This is a genomic window from Bradyrhizobium sp. (assembly GCF_035701725.1).
Lineage (GTDB): Bacteria > Pseudomonadota > Alphaproteobacteria > Rhizobiales > Xanthobacteraceae > Bradyrhizobium.
Window position 1 is genome coordinate 1 of sequence record NZ_DASSRP010000092.1, and the last position, 8,956, is coordinate 8,956.

Genomic DNA, 8,956 nt, shown 5'->3' on the forward strand with positions numbered 1-8,956 from the left:
CGCATCATCCTGTTCTGCGACGTCGAGCGTCCGATGAAGTACGGCTTCATGACCGCGATCAACCGCTGGGTCAGCCATCACATCGTCAAGGCGTCCGCGACCCAGAACGTCGAAGGTGAGCAGGTCGGCGTGCTGAACCGGTTCTTCGGCAGCATCTATGGCATCCACACGGCGAGCCGCCGCCTCAAGGACTGGAACCGCAAGGTGTATTACGCGCTGAAATACACCGTGACGGCCGCGGTGCTCGGCCTGATCGTGGTGTCCGTGTTCCGCTGATTATCGCCGGATCGGTTCGGTAGAGCCGCAATGAGATTTGCTCCCTCTTCCTCTGGGAGAGGGTTGGGGCGAGGGGTTACGGTCACTCCGTATAGCTTATAGCTTGCCCCTCAACCGATCGCTTCGCGATCGACCGCAGGGGAGAGGTGAGCCGTGCGGCTGAAAATGTGCAGCCCTATTCCGCCGCGCTGATTTCGCTCAGATAGCCGCTGTCGCGCTGCTGCAGGCGGAAGAACGAGGCGTAGCGGCCGCCGCGGCGCAACAGCTCCTCGTGACGGCCACGCTCGACGATCTCGCCGGCTTCGACCACCAGGATCGCATCCGCGTGCATGATGGTGTGCAGCCGGTGCGCGATCACGATGGTGGTGCGGTTCTGGCAGAGATGCTCGATCGCCTCCTGAACCTGCTTTTCGGATTCCGAATCCAGCGCCGCGGTTGCTTCATCGAGCAGGATGATCGGCGCATTACGAAGCAGTGCGCGGGCGACCGCAATGCGCTGGCGCTGGCCGCCCGAAAGCTGGGTGCCGTGCTCGCCGACCGGGGTGTCGTAGCCAAGCGGGAAGGTGGTGATGAAATCATGCGCGCAGGCGGCCTTGGCGGCCTCGACGATTTCTTGCTCGGTGGCGTTCTCCTTGCCGAAGGCAATATTGGCGCGGATCGAATCGCGGAACAGATAGACGTCCTGTCCGACATAGCCCATCTGCTGCCGCAGCGAACGCCGCGATACGTCCGAGATCACCTGGTTGTCGATCAGGATCGCGCCTTCCCGGGTCTCGTAGAAGCGTAGCAGCAGCGCCAGCACCGTCGATTTGCCGCCGCCGGAGGGGCCGACGAGCGCGGTCATCTTGCCGGGCTCGGCGACGAAGCTCATGCGGTTCAATACCGGCTCGTCCTGACGATAGGCGAACGAGACATCGCGAAATTCGATTCTGGAATCGGAGAGCTTCAACGCCGGCTTGTCATCGTCGGCCTTTTCGGTGGCCGGACTGTCGATGACCTCCAGCAGCATGCGCGCGCCGACCAGCTGGCTGTTGAGGTCGATGTTGAGCCGTGCCAGCCGCTTGGCCGGTTCGGTCGCCATCAGAAAGGCGGTCATGAACGAGAAGAATGCGCCGGGCGTCGCATTGAGCGCGACCACGCTGTAGCCGGCATACATCAGGCAGCCTGCGACCGCAAAGCCGCCGAGCATTTCCATCAGCGGGTTGGAGCGGTTGGAGACCCGCGCCATCTTGTTGGCGTTGCGTTCGACGGCGGCGATGTTGTCGTCGATGCGCTTCTGCATCGCTCCTTCCAGCGTGAACGCCTTGACGGTGCGGATGCCCTGCAGCGATTCTTGCATCGTCTCCATGATGCTGGCGGTGCCGGTGAACTGGGTGTGCGCCAGACCTTTGATGCGCTTGACGAGCTTGCGCAGCATCAGCATCGCCGGCGGCACCGCGACAAGGCCGATCAGCGACAGGATCGGGTCCTGGCTCACCATCACGGCGATCATCGCGGCCAGCACCAGGAAGTCGCGCCCGATCGCGTTGATCAGCATGTTCAGGAGATCGGTGATGGATTTGGCGCCGGCAGTCATGCGCGCCAGAAATTCCGATGAATGCCGCTCGGAGAAGAAACCGACGCTCTCGTTCATCAGCTTGGCGAACAGCTGGCGCTGGTTGTGGGCGAGAATGGCGTTCGAGATTTTCGACAGGATGACCGTGTGGCCGTAGGTCCCGATGCCCTTGATGAACAGCAAGAGCACCGTGACGCCGGAGAGCGTGGCGATGCCGGCGACATTCTTGTTGACGTAGGCCTGGTTGATCACTTGTCCGAGCACGTAGGTCGCGCCGGCGCTGGCGGCCGCCACGACGCCCATCAGCGCAAACGCCAGGAGGTATTGCCGCCAGTAGCCGAGCCCCTGTTCCACCACGAGGCGGCGGATCAGGATCGCCGCGCCATAGGGATCATCGGTGATTTTCTTTGGAAATTCGGCCATCCGCATTCCCTGACGTCGGGGCTTCGCTTCGTGTTCGAGTCGGTTTGCCCGCACTTCAAGTGATTTTCAAGCAAATTCGCCGCTGAAAAATCTGGCGTAACCGCTTGATTTTTCTGGGCGGAAGCTCGCCGTTTCCAGTCTTAAACCTGCTTCGCCAGAATCTCCGCGACGAACGCATCGAGGTCGCCGCCGGCAAACAGAAAGCCGGGCAGGCCCGCGGCCTGTGCTGCCTCGAGGTCACTTGCGCGGTCGCCGATCACGAAACTGCCTTCGCGCCGCACCGGCCAGTGCTCCATCAGGTCGTGGATCATGCCGGGCTTCGGCTTTCGCCAGTGATGGTCTTCGAGATATCCCTCGACCGAGCCTTTCGGGTGATGTGGGCAGTAACGGACGTCATCGATATGTGCCCCTTGCGCCGACAGTTCGGTGCGCATCCAGTCGTGCAGCGTATTGAGTTCGTCCTCAGTGAAGAAGCCGCGTGCAACGCCGGACTGGTTGGTAAAGAAGAACACGTAATAGCCGGCGTCGTTGAGGCGGCGGATCGCTTTCGCCGCATTCGGCATCCAGCGGATGCGGTCGCGGGTGCCGACATAGCCGTCGTCGTGATTGATGACGCCGTCGCGGTCGAGAAAAGCGGCGGGCCGCTCGCGAGCAGAGGCGGTCATGGCGCCGTGAGCACCTGTTCGACGACTTCGCAGATGCCGTGGGCGAAGGCCATGTGAATCTGCTGGATCACCGCGGTGTCGTCGCTCGGGGCGACCAGGAGGTGGTCGCATGCGGCGCCGAGCGCGGTGCCCTTGGCGCCGGTGAAGCCGATCGTGACAATTCCAAGCTGCCGCGCGGCCTTCAGCGCGCTGAGAATGTTTGGCGAGCGGCCCGACGTCGTCATCGCAAGCAAAACATCGCCGCGCCTGCCCAGCCCCTCGACCTGGCGCGAAAACACCTGCTCGAAGCCGTAGTCGTTGCCGATCGCGGTCAAGGCCGAGGTATCGGTGGTCAGCGCGATCGCGGCATAGGCCGGCCGGTCCTTTTTGTAGCGGCCGACAATTTCGGCGGCGATGTGCTGGGCGTCGGCGGCGCTGCCGCCATTGCCCGCGATCAGCAGCTTATGGCCGGCGCGCAGGGCGGCGGCGATCACGCTCGCGATCTTCCGTGCGGCATCGAGCACAGCCGCATCGCCACTCGCGTGCTCAAGCGCCTCGCGCGAGGCCACGAGATGGGCCGCAATCGGATCTTTCGAAACCTGATTCAAGCGTCACCGCTAACGTGATGGCTTACCTTGGTAATCGTGACACTGAATCGGTGCAAGCAGCTATCATCCTTAATGCGCTGCTTCGGCGACCAGTCGCATTGCCTCTTCGGCCACCTCGGAGGCCGGAATGTCCCGCATGCAGGCATGGTCGTTCATCCGGCAGACCGGGCGGTGACAAGGCTGGCAGGGCACATGGGTCTTGGTCTGAATGGTGGCCGCGAGGCCATTGATCGGCGCCCAGAGACGGGGGCTGGTGGGGCCGAAAATGCCCATGGTCGGCGTGCCCAAAGCGGCTGCGATATGCATCAGCCCCGAATCGTTGCTGACCGCAAGCTGAGCGGCCGCCATCGCCAGAATGCCGTTGCGCAGGTCTGTCCCGGTGAGATCGCGCACCCGCGATCCGCCGGCTGCGACGATCTCGGCCGCGATCGCCTTCTCGCCGGGACCGCCGACCACCCAAACATCGAGACCATGCCGGGCCAGATGTCGGGCCAGTTCGGGGTAATAGGTCCAGCGCTTGGATGAGCCGACCGAGCCCGGCGCGAGCGCGACCGCGCCGCCCTGCCCGAGTTGATTTGTTTGCCGGAAGCGCAGGGCTTCCTCCCGCGACACCCGGAGTTGCGGAACCGGCCATTCCGGCGGCAGCGCGGCGCCGTCGGGCAGGGCGAGCGCGGCGTTTTTGTCGAGGAATCGCGGCAGGCGCTTCTCGCCCCAGCGCCAGCGGTTGATGAGGCCGAAGCGGGCCTCGCCGACGAAACCGATTCGTTCGGGAATTCCGGCAAGTGCCGGCGCAATCGCCGATTTCCAGGTCCGCGGCAGCACCAGCGCCGTGGCGTAGTTGCGCGCCCGCAAGTCGGCGGCCAGCGCGCGCTGTTGGGCGAGCGCTAAGCGCCCGCGTGGCAGGTCCCGGACAATGGCGGCGCGCACGCCCGGCATGTAATCGACCAGCGGCGCGCACAGGCTGGTCGCGAGCAGATCGACCGGCCGGTTCGGAAACCGCTGCTTCAGGACCCGCACCACGCTATGACCGCGCACGAAGTCGCCGATCCACATGTAAGGGACGATCAGAATCGGTCGGGTGTCGTCCGCATCCTCAACGGCCACGGAATGATATGAATCATCGTTCATAGTTTTGAAGGTATCGCCCATGGCGGCCTCGGTAACGGCTCCAAACACGCAGGTAAAGCCTCGCTTTAACCTTCACTATTTAGCTCAGCCCACGTTGCCTGTCGGAGCCTGTTGAGGCAAAGCTGGCTCTCTAACGACAGGGTGCGCGGAATGCTGCTGGTGACCGGCGGGGCCGGTTTTATCGGATCGAATATCGTAGCCGCGCTCAACGAGGCCGGCCGCGCGGACGTTGCCGTCTGCGACGTGCTCGGCGACAGCGGCAAATGGCGCAACCTCGCCAAGCGGCAGCTTTCCGACATCGTTCCGCCGGCCGAGCTTATGGCTTGGCTGGACGGCCGGCGCCTCGATGCCATCATTCACATGGGCGCCATTTCCGACACCACCGCGACCGACGGCGATCTCGTGATCGAGACCAATTTCCGGTTTTCGATGCGCCTCTTCGATTGGTGCACGGCGCGCGGCGTTCCCTTCATCTATGCCTCCTCGGCCGCGACCTATGGTGATGGCGCGCAAGGCTTTGCCGACGATTCGGCGCTTTCCGCGCTGAAGACGCTGCGGCCGATGAATCTCTACGGCTGGAGCAAGCACCTGTTCGACATGGCCGTGATGACGCGCGCCGCGCGCGGCGAGAAGCTGCCGCCGCAATGGGCAGGCCTGAAATTCTTCAACGTGTTCGGGCCCAACGAATATCACAAGGGCGCGATGATGAGCGTCCTCGCCAAACGCTTCGACGACATCAGAGGCGGCCGCACCGTCGAGCTCTTCAAGTCGCATCGCGACGGAATTGCCGATGGCGATCAGCGCCGCGACTTCATCTATGTCGACGATGTGGTGCGGGTGGTGACCTGGCTGCTCGCAACGCCGGAGGTCTGCGGCCTCTTCAATGTCGGGACCGGCAAGGCGCGCAGCTTCAAGGACCTGATGCTGTCGGCCTACGCCGCGCTGGGACTTGCACCCAATATCCGCTATATCGACATGCCGGTGTCGATCCGCGACAGCTATCAATATTTCACCCAGAGCGAGGTCGATCGCCTGCAGCGCGCCGGCTATAACGGCGGCTTCACGGCGCTCGAGGAAGCGGTCGCGCTGTACGTCAAAGGTTATCTCGATCAGCCCGACCGCTATCGCTGAGTTCTCGGCTTACAACGGCAAGCTCATGTTCGACTTCGATTCCTTTCACCGCGCGATGGCCCGTCAGACCGTGCTCTGCGTCGGCGATCTCATGCTCGACGAATTCGTCTACGGTGAAGTGTCGCGGATTTCGCCGGAGGCGCCGGCGCCGGTCATCGCGGCAAAGCGCAGCGAGATCAATATCGGCGGGGCCGGCAACGTCGCGCGCAACATCGCCGCACTCGGCGCCAGATGCATCTTTGTCGGCCTGATCGGCGAGGATGCCGCCGGAACGGAACTGAAGTCCGCGCTCGCCGCGGAACCGTTGATCGAAAGCGTGATGGTGGCGGATGCATCGCGGCCGACGACGCGCAAGGTGCGGTTTGTTTCCGAGCATTTCCTCACCCACATGCTGCGCGCGGATTGGGAAATCGCGCACCCGGCGACCGGCGCGACCGAGCAAAAGCTGATCGACACGATTCTGCCGCTGATCCCGCGCGCCGATATCGTGCTGCTGTCGGACTACGCCAAGGGCGTCTTGACCGCGCGCGTGATCCGCAATGTCATCGACGCCGCGCGCAAGGCTGGCAAGGCCGTCATCGTCGATCCCAAAAGCGCCAACTTCGCCATCTATCGCGGCGCGACCTTGCTGACGCCGAACCGCAAGGAATTTTCCGAGGCGACGCGCAGCCGTGCCGATTCCAACGACAATATTGCCGCAGCCGCGCAGGATGCGATGCAACTGGCCGATTGCGAGGCCATTCTCGTGACGCAGAGCGAACACGGCATGACGCTGGTGCCGCGCCAGGGCGAGGCCGTCCACGTGCCGGCCTATCCGGTCAAGGTTCGCGACGTTTCCGGTGCCGGCGATACCGTCGTCGCGGTGTTGTCGGTGGCCCGCGGCGCGGGCGCCGATTGGGAGGACGCATTGCGCCTCGCAAATGCGGCCGCCGCGGTCGCCGTCGCCAAGAAGGGAACCGCGATCGTGACGCCGGCAGAACTGCGCCGCCAGATTCTGCCGCACGCCTCGCTCGCGGCCGAAGACAAGATCGTCGCCTCCGGCAGCGAGCTTGCGGGGCGGCTTGCCGAGTGGCGCAAGCAGGGTTTGCGGGTTGGCTTCACCAATGGCTGTTTCGACATCCTGCATCCCGGTCACGTCAAGGTGCTCACCGCCGCGCGCGGTGCCTGCGATCGCCTGATCGTCGGCCTCAACAGCGATGCATCGGTCAAGCGGCTGAAGGGCGAGGGACGGCCGGTGCAGGCCGAGCGCGCGCGCGCCGAAGTGCTGGCGGCGCTGGAGGCCGTCGATCTCGTCGTGATCTTCGAGGACGATACGCCGCTGAAGCTGATCGAGGAGATCAAGCCGAGCGTGCTGGTCAAGGGCGGCGATTATACCCGCGAGCAGGTGGTCGGCCACGAGATCGTCGAGGCGCATGGCGGCGAGGTGATCCTGGTCGACGTGCTGCAGGGATTTTCTACGACCTCGCTCGTCGATCGCGCAAGAGGAGAAAAGAAACCTGGAGGCAAGGCGTGACGGCCAGCGCTGAGCCGATCGGCGCGTCGTTCTGGAGGCGGTTGAGAGATCCGGCGGCCTGGATGACCACGACCGACATCGTCGCCGTGCTGCTTGCGGCGTCGTTGCCCTGGTCGACCTCGCTGGTCGGAATCTTCGGTGTCGTGCTGGTGCTCGTGATGCTGCCGACGATCGATGCGCCCACCTTTATCGCCTCGCTGAAGCGCCCGGCCTGCATGGCGCCGATCGCGCTGTTCCTGCTCGCTCTGGCCGGCACGCTGTGGTCGGATGCGAACTGGAACCTGCGTTTCCACTCGGTCGCCCCGACCGCCAAACTGCTGCTCGTGCCGCTGTTGTTCTATCATTTCGAGCGCTCGCGCCGGGGGCTTTGGGTTTTCACGGCGTTTCTCGCATCGTGCGCCGTGATGGTGGTAGCGTCCTGGATCGTCGCCTATTTCCCCCAATTGACGCTCAAGGAAGCGGGCGCCGCCTCGCGCGGCGTCTTCGTCAAGAACTATATCGACCAGAGCCAGGAGTTCGCGCTATGCGCGGTCGCGCTGGCTTTTCCGATCGCGACCATGCTGCGCGCCAAACGATTCGCGCTCGCGCTTCTGCTCGGCGCGCTCTCGCTCGCCTTTCTCGCCAACATGGCCTTCGTCATCGTCTCGCGCACCGCGCTGGTCACGATCCCGATCATGCTCGCGGCCTTCGCGGTGCTGCACCTGCGGCTGAAAACCACGCTACTGGTGCTGTGCGCCTGTATCATTGCAGGGGTGGTCGTCTGGTTCGCCTCGCCGCAACTGGAATCGACCGTCGCCACATTCCGCCAGCAGTACCAGGAATATATGGCGACCGGCGCGGTCACCTCGATCGGCCAGCGGCTGGAATTCTACCGCAAGTCGCTTCGCTTCTTTGCCGACGCGCCCGTCATCGGTCATGGCACCGGCTCGATCGAAGGGCTGTTCGTCCAGGCGGCGATCGGGCAGACCGGGGCTGCCGCCGACGTGGTCAGGAATCCCCATAATCAGACCCTGAACGTCGCGGTGCAGTGGGGGACGCTCGGCGTCGTGATCCTCTACGCGATGTGGATTTCGCATCTGATGCTGTTCCGCGGCGACACTCTCGCGCACTGGATCGGGCTGCTGGTCGTGGTGCAAAACATCTTCACCTCGCTGTTCAACTCCCACATCTTCGATTTTCACGAGGGCTGGATGTACGTGATCGGCGTCGGCGTCGCCGGCGGGATGGTCAAGGTTTGCAGGTCCCCCGCCGCACCGATCAGCAATTCATGAATATGCTTTCCCCTGCGCTTTGCAGCGCGCTTCTGATGGGCTATCGGTCTTCTTAAATGACGCGTTTGACGCACCTGACGCTGCGCAATTACCTGATCGCCCTGCATGACGCGGGCGCATCGGCGGCGGCGTTTTTTGTCGCCTTCTATCTGCGCTTCGAGGGCGCCGAACAGTTCTGGGAGCGGATGCCGCTGCTGCTGCGCATCCTGCCGTACTTTCTGGCGTTCAGCGTCGTCGTTTGCTACCTGTTCAATCTCACCACCACTAAATGGCGTTTCATCTCGCTGCCGGATGCGCTCAACATCCTGCGCGCCGCGACCGTGCTCGCCGTGGCGCTGTTGGTGCTCGACTACATTCTGGTGGCGCCCAACGTGCATGGCACCTTCTTCTTCGGCAAGGTGACCATC

The 8,956-nt window shown here is 63.7% G+C and carries 7 protein-coding genes and 2 pseudogenes; 5 read left to right on the forward strand and 4 right to left on the reverse strand.

What is annotated here, in order from left to right:
• Positions 1-276 (forward strand): annotated as a pseudogene (locus tag VFL62_RS04765) (lipid A hydroxylase LpxO); the annotation flags it as partial.
• Between the two features lie 175 nt (positions 277-451).
• On the opposite strand, the gene VFL62_RS04770 reads toward VFL62_RS04765, so the two are convergent.
• The 4 genes from VFL62_RS04770 to waaF all read right to left on the reverse strand — a co-directional run bounded on the left by VFL62_RS04770 (position 452) and on the right by waaF (position 4,634).
• Positions 452-2,254: an ABC transporter ATP-binding protein gene (locus VFL62_RS04770; RefSeq protein ID WP_325171224.1), complete on the reverse strand. Its 1,803-nt coding sequence runs from the start codon at positions 2,252-2,254 to the stop codon at positions 452-454.
• Between the two features lie 140 nt (positions 2,255-2,394).
• Positions 2,395-2,919, reverse strand: coding sequence for an HAD family hydrolase (locus tag VFL62_RS04775; RefSeq protein WP_325171225.1), 525 nt, complete (start codon positions 2,917-2,919; stop codon positions 2,395-2,397).
• The gene (locus tag VFL62_RS04780) at positions 2,916-3,506 is read right to left on the reverse strand and encodes a D-sedoheptulose 7-phosphate isomerase (RefSeq protein WP_325171226.1); all 591 of its coding nucleotides are present in this window, start codon (positions 3,504-3,506) and stop codon (positions 2,916-2,918) included. Before VFL62_RS04780 ends, VFL62_RS04775 begins: the two co-directional genes overlap by 4 nt.
• A gap of 69 nt (positions 3,507-3,575) precedes the next feature.
• Complete coding sequence (gene waaF / locus VFL62_RS04785) at positions 3,576-4,634, reverse strand: lipopolysaccharide heptosyltransferase II (RefSeq protein ID WP_325171227.1); 1,059 nt, start codon at positions 4,632-4,634, stop codon at positions 3,576-3,578.
• Positions 4,635-4,784: 150 nt separating this feature from the next.
• Between waaF and rfaD the strand changes: the two genes are divergently transcribed.
• From rfaD to VFL62_RS04805, 4 genes and pseudogenes are all read left to right on the forward strand, one after another.
• Complete coding sequence (gene rfaD, locus VFL62_RS04790; protein ID WP_325171228.1) at positions 4,785-5,765, forward strand: ADP-glyceromanno-heptose 6-epimerase; 981 nt, start codon at positions 4,785-4,787, stop codon at positions 5,763-5,765.
• A 25-nt stretch (positions 5,766-5,790) separates the two neighbouring features.
• The gene (rfaE1, locus tag VFL62_RS04795; RefSeq protein WP_325171229.1) at positions 5,791-7,278 is read left to right on the forward strand and encodes a D-glycero-beta-D-manno-heptose-7-phosphate kinase; all 1,488 of its coding nucleotides are present in this window, start codon (positions 5,791-5,793) and stop codon (positions 7,276-7,278) included.
• Complete coding sequence (locus VFL62_RS04800; protein WP_414644607.1) at positions 7,275-8,549, forward strand: O-antigen ligase family protein; 1,275 nt, start codon at positions 7,275-7,277, stop codon at positions 8,547-8,549. Before rfaE1 ends, VFL62_RS04800 begins: the two co-directional genes overlap by 4 nt.
• Before the next feature lie 56 nt (positions 8,550-8,605).
• Positions 8,606-8,956 (forward strand): annotated as a pseudogene (locus tag VFL62_RS04805) (capsular biosynthesis protein); the annotation flags it as partial.